Raw genomic sequence first — 14,285 nt, forward strand, 5'->3', positions numbered from 1 at the left:
CGGAATCACAACTTCCAGTTCTTCGGGCAGCTAGGCAGCAATGCGTCAAGGCCGCACCGGCTGCCCGGTCCTGGAACATTTTAATGCGCGCCGCCAGGAACGGGGTCGCTGTGCTGACGTTCTTCTGGGGACAAGGTGTGATTTCAGTGAGCAGGCATATTTCGCGGACGGATGTCGAACAAATCGATCACACGGATGACAGCGGGTTTGCGATAGAGCACGGCGTCCCGCCATCATCAGCAATCGCGGCAGCGCTGGCCGGTGGGCTGGAGGCCAGCCGGCACAAGCACATTATCCATATAACTGCCTCGGAATGCAGCGCCGACGAGATCGTCGGGGCATTGCGTCAGTTCCTGCCGCACGCGGAGATCATCTTGCTGCCGTCCTGGGATTGCCTGCCTTACGACAGGGTGTGGCCCACACGCGCCAATATGGGGCGGAGGCTTCGTGCGTTGCGTCAGATGACAACGAAGCCCGATCGTGCGCGCATCGCTGTAATGTCGATCGAAGCCAGTCTGCAGCGGGTGCCACCTGCTCAGGTCATTGCTGGCGGGTTCGCAATTCTGGAGGTGGGACAAAAGTTCGACCGCGACGATTTCAGAACCAGGTCCGAAGCTTTTGGCTATGTCGTCGACGAGAGGGTCGACGAACCGGGTGAAATAGCTTTTCGGGGCGACCTCATGGACATCTTCCCCGCTGGCGCGGAGGACCCCGTTCGCGTCGTCCTTGGCCCAGACAGCTGCATTCGAGAGCTCAAGACCTACGATCCGATCAGTCAGCTCAGCGACCAGGTTCGAGACTCGGTTGCTGTCGGACCGTCATCCGAGCTGATGTTTAAAGCTGGTGATCATCCTGAGCTGACAGCGATGCGCGCGACGTCGATGGAAGAGCGCCTGGTCGCATTATATGGCGCTATGCCATCTGTCTTCGACACTGCGTCGAGCGCCTCGATCTCCTTCCTTGAAGGGATCGACGGGCAGCCGCTCGACAAAATTCTCGACCTGATCGAGGATGCACGCCGTGCCAGGCAGGAGGCTGCCGGGCGCGAGAAAGCTTTGCCGGAACGATTTTACCTGTCGCGTGAAGAGTGGGATGCTTCCGTGCGCAACCGCTCCACGAGACTTGCCGTTTCTGCCGAGCGAGTTCCCAAATTCTTTCGCCTGGCCCGGCCCGGGTTCGAATTCGCTGAATTCGTGACAAGGCAGACAAGCGCCGGGGCCAGGGTGGTGTTGACCGGCGATGCCTCTGAACTGCAGCGAGCAGATCGCCTGCTCAATAGAAAGCTAGGCCGGCGGGCAGAGGAAGCGGTCGACTTAACGCAAATACTTTCGGCCGCGAGAGGCTCACTTCTCAAGGCTGGCTTCGTCCTCGATGAAGGGTTTGTCGACGCGCAATCCGGTATCGCGATGGTCGCCGCAGCCGACCTGTTTGGCTCTGCGTTGAAGGCGGATGCCGGCATAGCCGCAAGCATACTCGAACCCGAGTTGCGCATCGGCGACGTCGTCGTCCATGAAGACCATGGCCTGGGCGTGCTCGCGGCGGTCGAACAGGTCGACTTGGCTGGTCAGCACCAGGATGTTGTCAGGCTGGAATATCATGGCGGGGCTTCCCTGCTGGTTCCGGTCGACGACTTTGGGAAAATATGGCGCTACGGCTCGGAACCTGAGGCAGTGTCGCTCGATCGCATCAACGGCGAAGGCTGGCCCAAACGACGCGCTGCTGCGTTGCGCGAGATCGACAGGCTGGCCAAGCGCCTCTTGAGCCTAGCCGAAGTCAGGTCCAGCCAGCCTGCCGAGATCGTCAAGCCCTCCCGCACGGACTTGGCGCGTTTTGCGGCGAAATTCCCCTATACCGAGACTCCCGACCAGGCCGCCGCCATCCGCGCTGTGCTCGACGATCTGTCCTCGGGAAGAACAATGAACCGGCTCGTCTGCGGTGATGTCGGCTTCGGCAAGACAGAGGTGGCTTTGCGTGCTTGCGCCGCCGCCTCTCTCTGCGGGAAACAGGTTGCGCTCATAGCGCCGACAACAGTGTTGGCGCGCCAGCATTACGAAACGTTCAGCCGCCGTTTCGCAGGAACGGGCCTGCAGGTCGCCCACCTGTCAAGGATGGTCGGGGCAGCGGAGGCAAAAGCGGCAAAGGAGGGCCTGCGGAGCGGCCAGGTTGCGATCGTCGTGGGTACTCACGCCTTGGTGTCAAGGAGCGTCACCTTCGCCAGTCTTGGACTGTTGGTGATTGACGAGGAGCACCGGTTCGGCGTCAAGTTGAAGCTGGCCCTGCGGAACATGGCACCCCGGCTACATACTCTGAGTATGAGCGCCACGCCGATACCGCGGACGCTGCAATCGGCCCTGTCGGGCATCCAGGATGTCAGCGTCCTAAACTCTCCGCCCGCCAAAAGACGTCCCGTTCGTACGATCCTGGCAGCGTTCGATCCAGCATCGGTGCGCGCGGCTCTCTTGCGTGAATTTCACAGGGGTGGACAGAGCTTCTTCGTGGTCCCGCGCATCGAGGACATTGGCCCGGTCTCTGACCAGCTGAGCAGGTTGGTGCCGGAACTCGGCGTCAAGACGGCGCATGGTGAAATGAAAGGGAGGCAGCTGGACGAAGTCATGGTCGGATTCGCTGACGGTGATGGCGACATTTTGTTGAGCACCGACATCATCGAGAGTGGGCTCGATGTGCCTCGAGCCAACACCATCATTGTCTGGCGCCCGGACCGGTTCGGTCTGGCGCAGTTGCACCAGCTAAGGGGTCGGGTCGGTAGAGGAGCGATGCAAGCGGCTGCGTTCCTTCTGACGGAACCTGGCGTTGAGCTGGCCGACGGCACCAGGGCCCGGCTTTCGACGATGCTTGCGCTCGATCGGCTTGGCTCCGGCCTGGCAATCAGTCAAAGGGACCTCGACCTGCGCGGCGCCGGCGATCTCTTCGGCGAAGATCAGGCTGGGCATATGAAACTGATCGGAGTGGGCCTCTACGAGCACTTGCTGGAGCGGGCGGTCTCGGCGGCTGGAGAAGGGGCCGACCCCAACAGGCAACTTGCCAACATCAACGTGCCTGCAAAAGGGGCTTTTCCCGAAAGCTATGTAAACGAGCCTACTGTCCGTGTTGGCCTCTATGCGCGGGTCTCTCGTATTCGTTCTGACTTGGACCTTGATGCATTCAGCGAGGAGCTCGAGGACCGCTTTGGTGACATGCCTGGCGAAGTGACCGTTCTGCTGGAACTTACCAGGTTGCGGATAGCAGCGTCGGAACTGGGTGTCGGCAAAGTCGATGTTGGGCCCGAAGCCGTCGCGATCACCTTGCGCAACAAGCCTCTGGCGTCACGATGGCGGGACAGGAAGGTGTTGGGCCTGGAGCACCGAAACGGGCGCCTGATTTTCAGGCGGATCGAGCCCCGCGTCTCAGGCATCGATGTCGTTCGCCTGGCGCTAGATGCCATACGTGCAGTTCAGCCAAAGCACGAGGTCTGACGAGCTTTTTATCTCCACCCGCGGCGGCACAATGTGACCAGCTTCATATCACCTCGGCCAGACCAGCAGGGCGAGGTTTAAGGCATCGTTCCGGCTTGATGGGCCGTCATGGCGGCCATGTTCTCGTTCAGGTGGGCCATGATCCAAACCGAGCCCAGGACCACCAGCGCAAGGATCAGCACGCCGAAGGCCAGGGCGAGAATGTTGTTGGTGTTGTCCGGCCCGGTGGTCAGGTGCAGAAAGAAGACAAGATGCACGCCCATCTGCGCAACAGCGAGCATCACCAGGGCCGAAATCACCGCCGGCTGGTAAATCAGATCGGTTTGAGCCGCCAGGAATGACGCGATCGTGAGCAGGATGGCCAGGCCGTAGCCGTTCACATAGCCCAACAGCCCTCCAGCCACTTCGTGCTCGGTTATACGTTCCTCGCCCGGTGCGGAATCGCGGCGGTCCTGCATCTCGCCAGGCCCGATCTCGATGTCGGTCATGGCGATGTTCCCAACAGATAAACCATAGTGAAGATGTCGACCCAGATGATATCGAGTGCGTGCCAGAAAAGCCCGAAGCAGTGGAGCCGCCGCAAAATATCCGATCGAAAACCCTTGCCCCATAGCTGCGCCATCATCGTGCCCAGCCAAAGCAGCCCGAGCCCGACATGGGTGCCGTGGCAGCCAACGAGCGCAAAGAAGGCTGATAGAAATGCGCTGCGCGAAGGCCCCGCCTGCTCGCCGATCATCGCCGCGAATTCCTGCACCTCCAGAAACAGAAAAGCGGCCCCGAGCAATCCGGTGGCGAGCAGCCAGGCCTGCGTGGCAGCCATCGATCGGGGATGGGTCGCGAGTGTCGCCAGGCCACCGGTGAAGCTCGACGTGAGCAGAAGGCCCGTCTGCACCGCGACGCGGGTGGGCTCGAACAGGTCCTTGCCGGTCGGTCCGCCGGCGGTCGCCTTGGCAAGCACGGCATACGCCGCGAAGAAGGCCGAGAATATGATGATGGCGGACAGCAGAAAGATCCAGAACCCGTAGGCCACAGTGACGAATTTTGAGGCCGGGCCGCCTTCTCCGTGGCCGGTCGCAGAGTGCAGGGCGTGCCGATCGCGTTGACCGAGCCGATAGGGGTCTCGTGTCTGCGTGCCGGCGGCGATGTCGCTGGGGAGTGCGTGATCGCTCATGCCGGCCGCTCCCACCGCCGCAGCCGGGCTGACTGTGCGGCCTTGCGGTCATGATCGATGCGCGCGACCTCTTCGGCGGGAATCTCATAATCCCCATGATCGCGCCAGGCGAAGACGACGAAGGTTGCGTAGGCGCCGATGAAGCCGACGATTGCCAGCCACCATATGTGCCAGATCAGCGCGAAGCCGATCAGCGTGCTGAAGAAGGCGGTGACGAAGCCTGTCGGGCAGTTGCGCGGCATCTCCATGGCTCGTATCCTTCCTCCGCATCGGGCCTCTTCTCCTCCCTTGCCCGTTGCTTGATGCGCCAGTAGGGCTCTTCATCCTCGACGTAAGGCAGCCGCGCATAGTTGAAGGCGGGGGAGGAGACGACGTTGACCATTCCAGCGAACGCCCGTCCCACGGGTCGCCTGTCTCATCGCGAAGTTTGTCGCGATCTCGGATCGAAACGGCCAATGCATGATCTGCAGTGCGGCGCCGGCGATCATCACCAGCACGCCGAACGCGGCCACCACCAGCCACGGCGCCCACACATCCATGTCGATATGTTGCAGGCGCCGCGTCATGCCGAGTAGCCCGACGAAATAGAGTGGCACGAAGACCAGCATGTAGCCGGCCAGAGTGGTCCAGAATGCGGCCTTCCCCCAGGCTTCGTGCAAGCGGAAGCCGAACGCCTTGGGAAACCAGTAGGTGAAGCCGGCGAACGCTCCGGACAGCACGCCCGAAATGATGACGTTGTGGAAATGCGCCACAAGGAAAAGGGAGTTGTGCAGCACGAAGTCGGCAGCTGGGACGGCAAGCAGGACCCCGGTCATTCCGCCGACCATGAAGGTGGTCACGAAGCCCAGTGCCCAAAGCATTGGCGTGTCGAAGCGAACGCGCCCCCATACATAGTGAAGAGCCAATTGTAGATCTTCACGCCGGTCCCGACCGCGATGACCGAGGTGGCGATGCCGAAGGCGGCATTAACGCCCGCTCCTGCGCCCATAGTGAAGAAATGGTGCAGCCAGACCAAGAACAAAACGATGCAGATGAACATCGTGGCCGCGACCATCGAACGGTATCCGAACAGCGGTTTTGACGAGAATGTCGAGAAAGACCTCGGAGAAGATGCCGAAGGCGGGAAGCACGAGAATGTAGACCTCGGGATGGCCCCAGGCCCAGATCAGGTCGACGAACATCATCTGATTTCCGCCGGCTTCGTTGGTGAAGAAATGGAAGCCGAGATAGCGGTCCAGCGTCAGCATCGCCAGCGTGGCGGTGAGGATCGGGAAGGCTGCCACGATGAGCAGGTTGGACGCGAGCGAGGTCCAACAGAACATCGGCATTCGCAGGTAGCCCATACCAGGCGCACGCATCTTGAGGATGGTCGTCACCAGGTTGACGCCGGTAAGCAGCGTGCCGACGCCGGAGATCTGGATCGTCCAAAGATAGTAATCGACCCCGACGCCCGGCGAGTAGGTGGTCTCCGACAAGGGGGCATAGGGCAGCCAGCCGGTGCGCGAGAACTCACCGATGACAAGCGAGATGTTGACCAGCAGGGCTCCGGAAGCCGTCAGCCAGAAGCTGACGGAGTTGAGCGTCGGAAACGCACCTTCGACGGTGGAGTCTAGTGCGCCGCGTCAGCAACCGGATTGATATTGCTCGCTGCTCGCTGCCGGTGATAATGCAGTGTTTTCATCTAGGACCAGTGCTGGAATGGGCAAATATCGGGAACACCGTCAGCCGCGGGCCCAAGGCTTCGAGAGCGACAATCATCTTGAGAGTTCGGAACCGAGTTATTTCGACCGCAGGCCAGCGCCACCCCAGCCTTCGTCAGCGGCGACCTTCTTGCATGATGCTGAGGTGCTCTGGTTAAACGCCGAGAAGGGTTTCGGCTTCTTGAGGCTCAGCGATGGTTCTGACGCCTTCATTCACCTTTCGAAGTTGCAGGCCGCGGGACATGACAGCCTTCCCGAGGGTGCACGCCTGAAGGTCCGAACCGAACCCGGCCAAAAAGGGGCCCAGGTTGTCGAAGTTGTCTCTGTAAGCGTGGGAGCCGGTGCGTCCTCCCCGAAGGTTGCGAAGCGATCCGCCGAAGCCTCAGGCCCTGCACTGGAACGCGAAGGGCAGGAAACCGCTGGCGTCGTGAAACGATACGATCTGAACAAGGGGTTTGGATTCATCGCGTTGGATGGCGGGGAGAAGGACGTGTTTGTCCATGCGACTACTTTGACCCGCAGCGGGATGGCAAACCTCGAAGTCGGCCAGAAGGTGATCATCACTTGCAGGCGAGGCCAAAAGGGGCGTGAGGCGCGAACAATTCGGCCGTGCTGACCGGACGCTGCATCGAACGCCCTGCATCCTGCAGCCCACAAGAATCCGCGGCGTGACCCTTGGGGAATCGGTATAAGATTTTTAAGACGCAAGAAATTCGGTGGCGCTGACGGGGAGTGTCGGATGACAAATTTGGTGACGCTGCACGGCGACAAGCGGTGGAAAGCCGTACTTGAATATCAGCACGAGAATGGACCCATCAGCATCGAACATTTCCTTGAAGAGATTGCCGAGCTGCACTTGATCATCGAGCACGGACCCCGACTGGAACACGCTCATCTGCTGCACGGTCACGCTGAACCGGCCCGACGGTGGCGAAGAACAGAACAGTGTCGAAAAGGCCTGGCAAAACGAACGAGGATCAGGGTGAGAGATCCGGCCACAAGGATTGGGCGATGCCGGTTCGGACCGATGGCACTTTGGGAGCGAATTCAGTTTGCTCGCGAGTATGCAGCCGGCATTATTTTGTTATCATCAAGCGGTTGCGCAAACCGGGCTAGCAGCCCCGTTGCGATTGAACCCGAAACTGCTTGCGAAAAAAGGTATCCTTGCCCGAGTTGGCAGCCAGTTCCCGCCAGCAGGCTTGCCTGAGTCTCGCTCTCGACACCTTCGGCGACCACGCTCATGTCGAGCTTGCGGGACAATGTCGACCAAGGCTCGACTATCGCCAAACCCAGGCCTCCGCATTCAAGCCGATCGATGAAGGATTTCTCGATTTTCAGGACGTCAACGGGGACGTTCATAAGATGCGCCAGAGAGGCGAAACCAGTTCCAAAGTCGTCGAGGGCAATGCGCAGGCCGTGCGCGCGCAATGCCTTTATCTCCCTAGCCACGACAGGGTCACGACGGCCGCGCAGAGCGCGTTTGCTTCAGGCGGCTGGTCATCACCCGGGCTGCCGAGCGGCCTTTTTGATGCCGAGGCGCCGTTACGGCAGCGATCCGCCTGCTAGAGCTTGCCTTAGCTCTGCCGTATTGGTCCGTCCCGCGATGAACATCGCTAGGACATGAGCGGCAAAGTCTTCCCGTTCAGCGCAGTCGGCTGCGATGCCACGAGCCTTGCAATAATCGTTGAGAACGCCAGCAATCGTTGTCAACTCAGCTGGAGATATGAAGCCTTTGCGGTGCATGGCTTTCTCCTCTCTGAACGAAAGCCGTTTTGCGCGGCCTTCAAGCGCTCGTCCGAATCCGGGCAAACATTGACCTACTAGCTTTGCGAAAGCCCGCTGCCAGTACGGCCACAAGGGCGGGTACATTTAAAGGAACCGACCCGTCTACGCCGCCAAATAGATGACCGGGGGATTTGTTCCGTTTGGTGCGCAAGAAATCGGAATTTCATACCTGATGCACTCCATTATTCCGCCTTGGCAACGAACCTCTATGAACCGCGGGTGACGTAGACTAGTCGTTACAGAACTTTTGGCTGCATCAAGCTTCTAAATTTGTGAGCCTGTTGGTGGAGATAAAGCGGGTCGAACGCGGTAAACTTCGTGAGAGCCCTCAGGTTGTCCACCATTACCTTATGGCCGTTTGTGGTAATCAGCTCCCGGCTCCTCAACGCCTGAAGCGTCCGATTCATGTGGACCAGCGACATTCCCATCGTGTCGGCGAGTTCCTGCTGACTCAACGGCAAGTCAAAGCTGTTGCCTGAGGCAAGCCCGACGGCATCGGTGCGAATCAACATTTCGCAAATCAAATGGCCGACCCGCTGCTGCGCCGGTCGCGATCCCACTGTAACAAGCCACTCGCGCAGTACCGCTTCGTCGACCAGAGTGCCCCACCAAAGGGCTCGTGCCAGCGTCCGGTTTTCGTCCATGAGGGTGCGGATCGTCGCGAGAGGAATCAAAGCGACCTTGCACGCCGACAATGCGCCGATCGAGTGATCCATCTCTTCAAGCAATGCGACGTTCACGTCGCAGAGGTCGCCTGGGATAAGAAAGGCCATGATGTTGCGCCCGCCGTCCTGCAGCAACTTATAACGCCCGGCCCAGCCGTCGACCAGCAGATGAACATAATCGGGCTGGTCTCCTTGCGTGATAATATCGCTGCCAGGGCCGAACTCCACGGTTTTCGCAACGCTATTTGCAAGCAGTTCCTTGTCTTCGTCGGAGAGTTTTTTGAAATGCTCCAGTTTCCGGATCAGGGCTGTACAGCAGCCGTCAGTGGTCATTGGAAAATCCCCCTTGGGAAGCTGGCACTTTAAGCAGGGGCAACAGGCGCACGCCAGTCAAGATTCGCTATCCGCCTCCGCAAGGCGTACACTGCCTTAGTCGCTCGTGACGGTCACCGGCATTCGAGCGTTTGGAAGTGGTCATCATGCTTTCGCCCAATTTGGGAGATGGAGCATGAAAACCCTTCGATCACATCTTATCAGAGTCGTTAGCTATTATGAGAACGCCCTCTCCATTCAAGACCGGATCGTAGAGCGCCAGCGCGTAAAGGGCCAGCCCGTAGAGCAAGACGAGCAGCTGCTTGAAAGCATGCGCGAGAGCTTGAAGGGCGCGCTTGAGGCGCTCCGGAGGGTTGAAAACGCTAAAGTCCCGGACCTATTTTAGCGCAGCCTAATTGAGTCGCTTGGATAGCAATCGCGGGGGCGCCAGGGACACCGGTGAAGGGCGAGAAGCGGACCTTCGCCTACGTCGTGAGAGCAAGGCGGCTGAGCTATTGGCGGGCGATCTGCGATGAACGGGGCCAGAGCTGCCGTAATCTTCTGGATCGTCTCTATATCCACGTCGCCGTCGAGGAAGAATGCGTCCCCCTCTTGCCTCATCGGATGGTCGACAATGACCGTGAATTCGTAATTGGGCATCGCCGCTGCCAAGGCGACCTCCATCCGAAACCGGTAAACCGGACTTTCGTACCGAGCTTCTCTCGGCGGCACGATGATGCAAACCATTGCCGGCGAAGAATGCTCAAGCCAAGACATTGCCAACCTCCTGAAAGCAGAAAGGTGCGCCTCCGCGTGTCCAAACTCAATTCACGGCGGTTCGTTCCACCGCTCGGCGCGAGCTTGGTGAACTATCCCTAAAAGGGCCGCCTCGATCGCCGGGAAGTTATCCACAGGGTGTGCGATACCCAGTGGGTCAAGCCTGGGATCATCGGTCGTGTGAAACACTTGCGCGGCGAGGAGGATTTGCGGGACGCTTCGTTGCAATTTCGGGAAGAGAATTAGGCGCGCGCTGGTCTTTTAGGCGCTGCCATGCCTATTCCGCCGCGTCACTGCCGCGATGCAAGCGGTAGCTGCTGCGTCGCACGCCCGTCGCGACGGGCCGTTCGCGTGTATAATAACCTGAGAAGCCTTTACGGTCAGGCTGTGTTTCTGGGCGAAGAACTCGACGGGGTAAGGGTGGTTCCCCAAAACTAGTTCGGGCTTTACCCATGCAGATAGAATGTGGGGCTGAGGAAAAAAACGTCACTTCGGTGATTGGTTGCAAACGTACAATCGAGCGCATTTCGATGTCCGCGATTTGACTCGCTTAATCCTGTCAAAGGCGTACAAGGCGGTGTCGTCAGTTGAAGCATCATGCACTGACGCGTGGGAGCGACCATCCCAAGGCGCCCCGCTTTCGGCCCGATCTTGAGCGCTCTTGCGCGTGACTTCGGGGCCACCGATCGCCATTCAAAGGAAGAATATCGCGGGTCGGCTTGTGGTCGTTCCTCGACACTGCGGGAACGCGCCTGCTTGACAAGCGTCTTTCCCTGCTCGGAAAGGGGGCGACTAATGTCCGTTTCGTACCAAGCCGGACTTCGAGGGTTCCATCGACTAGCTTGCGTTGTGTCGTCTGCAGAGGGCCCCGGGGCGCAGACAGCCGAGGGATCGCGTGCTCTTGCCCTTTTGGAAGGAAGAGCCATGGACCGGCAAATCGAGCCAAATAAAAATGCATTGTTGCGCCGCCTCGCACCTGCTGATTTGAACCTCCTTGTTCCGCATCTTCGCGACACGTTCCTTGAGTTGCGCAGCCCTATCGAAACGGCCGGCAAGCCAATCGATTATGTCTATTTTCTTCAGAGTGGGCTCGCCTCGGTGGTGGCAAAGAAGCGGCCAAACGTCGACGCGGAAGTCGGCATAATCGGTTTCGAGGGCATGACCGGCTCGGCTCTCGTCATGGGCGATGACCGTGCCACGCATGATTGCTTCATTCAGATGACCAGCGAAGCGATGATGATAGAGGCGGCGCGATTCAAAACCGCCTTAGACACAAGCAGGACGCTTCGGCCGTTTTTGCTTCGATACGTTCATGCCTTTCACATCCAGGCCACATACACCGCACTGAACAACGCGCGATCCAAAATCGAAGAGCGCCTCGCACGGTGGCTGCTCATGTGTGACGACCGCGCCGTTGGCAATCGGCTTGCCATCACCCACGAGTTTTTGTCGATGATGCTTGGTGTGAGACGACCAGGCGTAACGATTGCGCTTCAAGTCCTGGAAGGACGTGGTTTTATCCAGTCTCGGCGTGGCGAAGTCGTTATTCGCAACCGCAAAGGCCTGATCGATGTCGCGGACGGCTGCTACGGGGAGTCGGAGGCTGAATATAAGCGCCTTGTGGGAGACATCGAGATTCAGCCGCAGATTGTCGCTTAATGGGAACCAACACGGCAGGCGCGAATTTGGGCAGATGGCTCTGTATTATTTCGATGTCGACGACAACGGCACGTTCTACCCTGACGATCAGGGCACCGATTGTGATACCTTCGATCGAGTAAAAGAAGAGGCGATCCGCACCCTTGTTGAAATGATCAAGGATAGCCTGCCGGATGGCGATCGTCACAAGCTGATGATCAAGGTACGTGATGACGGCGGCGACGTCGTATTACAAGTCTCGCTAAACTTTGAGGTCGAAGCAGAGCACCGTTCCCATGGCGGCAGCTCGCCGGATTCACACGTCTAGTATCGTCGCAACGGAAGCGCTTCGAGCAGCTAGCGCCGCAGAGGGCCCCTCCGTCCTTCGCACACAGGGGTTACAAGTAATCCGTCTTGACGATCAAGAAATTTGTTCGTTTTCTGTTCTCGTGACGCACGATCCGATAGACACGCTTGGGAAGGTGACCCGGCACAACATGCTGTGAAGGTGGAATGCAGTTGCGGAAACGTCCGATACTGCAGATCGGCCGATCTCATGATGGTCTTCGGCGGCGGCTTCGACCCACTGAAGCTGAAATTCAACTGCAACCGGTGCAAGCCCCAGGTGAAGATCACGCTCCTCGAGGTCCATCCCGAGCACCTGCCCAAGCGGCTGATGATCCACAAGCCATGGAGGTCGACGGCAAGATCACCTGGTACACTGAGGGCTTCCGAGGATGAGAGCCAACACGCACGACGTGAAGACGAAATGGCGATCTGGCGCGAGGAGGAGCCACGGTGACGCCGGATCGGTTCACAATCCGGTTGGCCTACCAACGCCGCTGGCAAATCGTCGATGGCAGCACGGTTTGGAAACTTTCGAAGATCAGGAAGCGGCCTTCCAATCGCTAGTCGCGCGAGAGGCTCGCGTCCGCCTATCGTGGGATAGAACCTTCATTGGCAGCCAGTCGGCGCCATACGATTTTGCAGCCGAGTTTCAGAGCAAGAATGCGGGGCGGATCGGGAAACGTCGCGCTCGACTTGGAAGACCGCTTCATCCTTCGTTCCACGATCCCGCTAGATGACCCACTGAACCAGAACCACTTGCCGGCTGATGGGCCGTGGATATGACTCCCGTTGCTGCGGTAGCTCAGTGGTAGGAGCACTTCCTTGGTCGTGTACCCAAAACGGTTTCTTCTTATTTTCCAGCCGCTTAGCGGATTTCGGGCTGGTGTAGCTATGACCGGTCGACGGCTCGCCGCGGTGCGGTCGCGGGTAGACGCACGTTCTTGTCCCGCTTCGAAAACCCTTTGATCTTCACCTCTGGGCAGTCGCCTGCGTCGGCGCTCAGATTGATGACGGCTTTCGTGGGCGTGATGACCTGACGGTTCCATGTCGTGTAAGCCGCGCATCGGGATAGATTTCCTTCGCGGCGCCACGCACCATGGCGCCGGTCATTGCCGAAATCCTGGTCTCGCCGAACTTTGCCAGCAGAGCGAAATATTGGTCGCCCTTGCCGGCGTCCAGGTAGGCATTGACGGCGGCGGCGAAGGTGAACAGCACCTTCGGATCGAGCTGTCGTATCTCGCGCTCTTCGAGTTCGCGGTTTAGGCGGACTTCGACCGCTTTGGCTTCGTCAGTCTCGCCTGAGCTTTCATGAACTCGCTTCTCGCCCTCTTTGATTTTGAAGGTGCCGGTGAGCCACCAAAACCGGCCGCGCTTGTAGATCGTGAGCGGCATGAATTACTTCACAAAAACACCCGTCGATCTGCCGAGGCGAGATCAGTATCTGCTTGTCGACATGGTAGCAGAGCCCGGCCTTGATCGCCTTCTCGCGCAACGACCTCGCGGACATACGCAACCCTTTGTCGTGAAAAAGCGACGACCAGGAGTCTGGCGTCTGGGCGACGGTCAGCACCTCGGGAGGCTGGTCGTTCAAACCAGCGCCTCCGAATGCGAGAACAGAGGGACCCTGTGTTTCGGGAAATGGCTGATGATCCAGGGCGCGAAGGGCCACTTGCCGCCGTGCCAGCGGAGGACCGGCCTCGTGTGTGCGCTCATAGCCAGCCCGCATTGAGAGCGATGGCGAAAGCCAGCCAGGTCAAGAGAACGGCACAGATGGCCAACTCGAGGTGCTCGACACCGTCAAAGTCGCGGGAGCCACGCTGGCGCCACAGCCAGAGCAAGACCAGCACGGTCAGCGCTATTGGAATGAGCCAGATCATGCTTTCGTTTCCTTCTGGGCCCGCTCTGCCGCTACCATCTCTTCGACCCAAGCATTGATGTTGGTCATCCCGATCTCGGACAGGAACCTGAGCCGGCCGTCGGGATAGCTAAGCTCCTCTGGCGAGCCGTGGCATGCATAGTCCCCGCTGGGCAGCTGGACCTGCACTGCTTTCCCGCCTCAGCATCGGTCTTAGCCTTGCAAACCTCACAGGCTCGGTTCTCATAATCCGGGTCCTCAAGCATCATCTGCTCGGTGCAGGAACGCAGGACTTCCTTGGCCTCGGCGTTCATGCTTGAAGAACTTGCGCCCACTCAACAGGAAATCTTTGCGACTCCACTAAAACAGGCCGTTGAAAGCGCTACGGCTTTGATTGGTTTGATGAATGCTGACCAGTCGGATGAGAATTTCGATGCCTTGTTGGCAGATACGCAGCCAAGGATGATAGCCGCCGTGCAGAAATTCACGAAGATGCTTCAGGAGGCCGGAGCCAGCACCCGCATTGTAGGGACGAGTCTGCTGTTGCGCTAACAACCCAGA

General features: G+C 59.1%; 15 protein-coding genes and 1 pseudogene. 7 read left to right on the plus strand and 9 right to left on the minus strand.

Going from position 1 to position 14,285, the window contains the following annotated elements; all coding sequences use genetic code 11:
* Positions 1–83: 83 nt before the first annotated feature.
* Positions 84–3,473: a DEAD/DEAH box helicase gene (locus LB558_RS20890; RefSeq protein ID WP_224699258.1), complete on the plus strand. Its 3,390-nt coding sequence runs from the start codon at positions 84–86 to the stop codon at positions 3,471–3,473.
* A gap of 77 nt (positions 3,474–3,550) precedes the next feature.
* Here LB558_RS20890 and cyoD read toward each other — a convergent pair whose 3' ends face one another.
* The 3 genes and pseudogenes from cyoD to LB558_RS20905 form a co-directional block, all read right to left on the minus strand.
* Positions 3,551–3,961, minus strand: a complete 411-nt coding sequence (cyoD, locus tag LB558_RS20895) for a cytochrome o ubiquinol oxidase subunit IV (RefSeq protein ID WP_224699259.1) — start codon at positions 3,959–3,961, stop codon at positions 3,551–3,553.
* Complete coding sequence (locus tag LB558_RS20900) at positions 3,958–4,644, minus strand: cytochrome (ubi)quinol oxidase subunit III (protein ID WP_263495346.1); 687 nt, start codon at positions 4,642–4,644, stop codon at positions 3,958–3,960. The genes cyoD and LB558_RS20900 overlap by 4 nt, the downstream gene beginning before the upstream one ends.
* Positions 4,641–6,236: pseudogene (locus LB558_RS20905) on the minus strand (cbb3-type cytochrome c oxidase subunit I); the annotation flags it as partial. The gene LB558_RS20900 and the pseudogene LB558_RS20905, both read right to left, overlap by 4 nt.
* 238 nt (positions 6,237–6,474) lie before the next feature.
* Here LB558_RS20905 and LB558_RS20910 point away from each other — a divergent pair.
* A complete protein-coding gene (locus LB558_RS20910) occupies positions 6,475–6,960 on the plus strand; it encodes a cold-shock protein (protein WP_224699261.1) in 486 nt (161 codons plus the stop codon).
* A gap of 81 nt (positions 6,961–7,041) precedes the next feature.
* Here LB558_RS20910 and LB558_RS20915 read toward each other — a convergent pair whose 3' ends face one another.
* From LB558_RS20915 to LB558_RS20930, 4 genes are all read right to left on the minus strand, one after another.
* Complete coding sequence (locus LB558_RS20915; protein WP_224699262.1) at positions 7,042–7,254, minus strand: hypothetical protein; 213 nt, start codon at positions 7,252–7,254, stop codon at positions 7,042–7,044.
* Between the two features lie 137 nt (positions 7,255–7,391).
* Positions 7,392–7,793: an EAL domain-containing protein gene (locus LB558_RS20920; protein ID WP_224699263.1), complete on the minus strand. Its 402-nt coding sequence runs from the start codon at positions 7,791–7,793 to the stop codon at positions 7,392–7,394.
* A 93-nt stretch (positions 7,794–7,886) separates the two neighbouring features.
* Positions 7,887–8,087 (minus strand): hypothetical protein, encoded by a 201-nt coding sequence (locus LB558_RS20925; RefSeq protein ID WP_224699264.1) that lies wholly within the window; start codon positions 8,085–8,087, stop codon positions 7,887–7,889.
* A gap of 278 nt (positions 8,088–8,365) precedes the next feature.
* Positions 8,366–9,127 carry a Crp/Fnr family transcriptional regulator gene (locus tag LB558_RS20930; RefSeq protein ID WP_224699265.1) on the minus strand — a complete coding sequence of 254 codons (762 nt, stop codon included), beginning with the start codon at positions 9,125–9,127 and terminating at the stop codon, positions 8,366–8,368.
* Between the two features lie 175 nt (positions 9,128–9,302).
* On the opposite strand from LB558_RS20930, the gene LB558_RS20935 reads away from it, so the two are divergent.
* The 4 genes from LB558_RS20935 to LB558_RS20950 all read left to right on the plus strand — a co-directional run bounded on the left by LB558_RS20935 (position 9,303) and on the right by LB558_RS20950 (position 12,323).
* Positions 9,303–9,512, plus strand: a complete 210-nt coding sequence (locus LB558_RS20935) for a hypothetical protein (RefSeq protein ID WP_224699266.1) — start codon at positions 9,303–9,305, stop codon at positions 9,510–9,512.
* A gap of 1,295 nt (positions 9,513–10,807) precedes the next feature.
* On the plus strand, positions 10,808–11,542 hold the full coding sequence (locus LB558_RS20940; protein ID WP_224698765.1) for a Crp/Fnr family transcriptional regulator: 735 nt from the start codon (positions 10,808–10,810) through the stop codon (positions 11,540–11,542).
* 34 nt (positions 11,543–11,576) lie between these two features.
* Positions 11,577–11,849, plus strand: coding sequence for a DUF6894 family protein (locus tag LB558_RS20945; RefSeq protein ID WP_224699267.1), 273 nt, complete (start codon positions 11,577–11,579; stop codon positions 11,847–11,849).
* Between the two features lie 228 nt (positions 11,850–12,077).
* A complete protein-coding gene (locus tag LB558_RS20950; protein WP_224699268.1) occupies positions 12,078–12,323 on the plus strand; it encodes a hypothetical protein in 246 nt (81 codons plus the stop codon).
* 545 nt (positions 12,324–12,868) lie between these two features.
* Here the strand turns inward: LB558_RS20950 and LB558_RS20955 are convergent.
* Together LB558_RS20955 and LB558_RS20960 are read right to left on the minus strand one after the other, a co-directional pair.
* On the minus strand, positions 12,869–13,261 hold the full coding sequence (locus LB558_RS20955) for a hypothetical protein (protein WP_224699269.1): 393 nt from the start codon (positions 13,259–13,261) through the stop codon (positions 12,869–12,871).
* 317 nt (positions 13,262–13,578) lie between these two features.
* A complete protein-coding gene (locus LB558_RS20960; RefSeq protein WP_224699270.1) occupies positions 13,579–13,746 on the minus strand; it encodes a hypothetical protein in 168 nt (55 codons plus the stop codon).
* Between the two features lie 290 nt (positions 13,747–14,036).
* Between LB558_RS20960 and LB558_RS20965 the strand changes: the two genes are divergently transcribed.
* Complete coding sequence (locus LB558_RS20965) at positions 14,037–14,276, plus strand: hypothetical protein (RefSeq protein ID WP_224699271.1); 240 nt, start codon at positions 14,037–14,039, stop codon at positions 14,274–14,276.
* The last annotated feature ends 9 nt before the right edge of the window (positions 14,277–14,285 follow it).

This window comes from Mesorhizobium sp. CO1-1-8 (assembly GCF_020164875.1).
In the GTDB taxonomy this organism is placed as follows: domain Bacteria; phylum Pseudomonadota; class Alphaproteobacteria; order Rhizobiales; family Rhizobiaceae; genus Mesorhizobium.

Excerpts from the sequence above, each read along its gene's own strand:
- LB558_RS20945 (WP_224699267.1), top strand. The coding sequence starts at position 11,577 with ATGGCTCTGTATTATTTCGATGTCGACGACAACGGCACGTTCTACCCT.
- LB558_RS20955 (WP_224699269.1), bottom strand. The coding sequence starts at position 13,261 with ATGCCGCTCACGATCTACAAGCGCGGCCGGTTTTGGTGGCTCACCGGC.
- LB558_RS20960 (WP_224699270.1), bottom strand. The coding sequence starts at position 13,746 with ATGATCTGGCTCATTCCAATAGCGCTGACCGTGCTGGTCTTGCTCTGG.
- LB558_RS20965 (WP_224699271.1), top strand. The coding sequence starts at position 14,037 with ATGCTTGAAGAACTTGCGCCCACTCAACAGGAAATCTTTGCGACTCCA.
- cyoD (WP_224699259.1), bottom strand. The coding sequence starts at position 3,961 with ATGACCGACATCGAGATCGGGCCTGGCGAGATGCAGGACCGCCGCGAT.
- LB558_RS20930 (WP_224699265.1), bottom strand. The coding sequence starts at position 9,127 with ATGACCACTGACGGCTGCTGTACAGCCCTGATCCGGAAACTGGAGCAT.
- LB558_RS20925 (WP_224699264.1), bottom strand. The coding sequence starts at position 8,087 with ATGCACCGCAAAGGCTTCATATCTCCAGCTGAGTTGACAACGATTGCT.
- LB558_RS20940 (WP_224698765.1), top strand. The coding sequence starts at position 10,808 with ATGGACCGGCAAATCGAGCCAAATAAAAATGCATTGTTGCGCCGCCTC.
- LB558_RS20950 (WP_224699268.1), top strand. The coding sequence starts at position 12,078 with ATGATGGTCTTCGGCGGCGGCTTCGACCCACTGAAGCTGAAATTCAAC.
- LB558_RS20900 (WP_263495346.1), bottom strand. The coding sequence starts at position 4,644 with ATGAGCGATCACGCACTCCCCAGCGACATCGCCGCCGGCACGCAGACA.
- LB558_RS20890 (WP_224699258.1), top strand. The coding sequence starts at position 84 with ATGCGCGCCGCCAGGAACGGGGTCGCTGTGCTGACGTTCTTCTGGGGA.
- LB558_RS20935 (WP_224699266.1), top strand. The coding sequence starts at position 9,303 with ATGAAAACCCTTCGATCACATCTTATCAGAGTCGTTAGCTATTATGAG.